Genomic DNA, 616 nt, shown 5'->3' on the forward strand with positions numbered 1-616 from the left:
GGTGGGCCGTCCGCCGGGCCGGGGCCGGGCGATGTGCCCCGTCCTCCCCGCGAGGGTGGCGACGGCGACCACGGCGACCGCCTGGGTGACCGAGGGCGGGGCGACCAGGGCGTAGGCCAGACCCGCCGCGGCCCCGACCGGGGCGGGGTCGCGTTCCTCGGGCAGGCACTCGGGCAGGCGCAGCATCTCGCCGAAGGCGATGAACAGGACGAAGACGCAGGCGCTCTCGCGGTCGGCGACACCGTGCCAGAGCGCCTCGGCGAGGGAGACCGCGGCGAGCAGCGCGGCGGCGAGGTGGACCGCGGCGCGCGGCGCGGCCCCGGGGCGCGGCAGGAGGGTGCGCGGCGGCTTCACGGGCGACCGCCCTCACCGCGCGGCGAAGCCGGCCCGGCGCCCCGCCCGGCGACGCCGGCCTCGGCCCGCGCGGCGGGTTCTGCGGGTGCGGTCGGGCCCGTCGGTGTGGTGGGTTCCACCCGCGCGGTGGGTTCGACCCGCGCGGTGGGGTCCGCCGACGCCGTGGGGACCGTCGATGCGGTGGGGTCCGTCGACGCTGCGGGGTGCGCCGGGTCGGGCGCCGTCGTCCCGCGGGCTCGGTCGGGCGCCGGCTCCCGGGGAG

Annotated in this window: 1 pseudogene; it reads right to left on the minus strand. The window is 81.3% G+C overall.

Features of this window, described 5'->3' with window-relative positions:
* Positions 1-354, minus strand: a pseudogene (locus ACOV8S_RS14940) (hypothetical protein); the annotation flags it as partial.
* Positions 355-616: the final 262 nt, after the last annotated feature.

Source organism: Streptomyces sp. CO7, assembly GCF_053474865.1.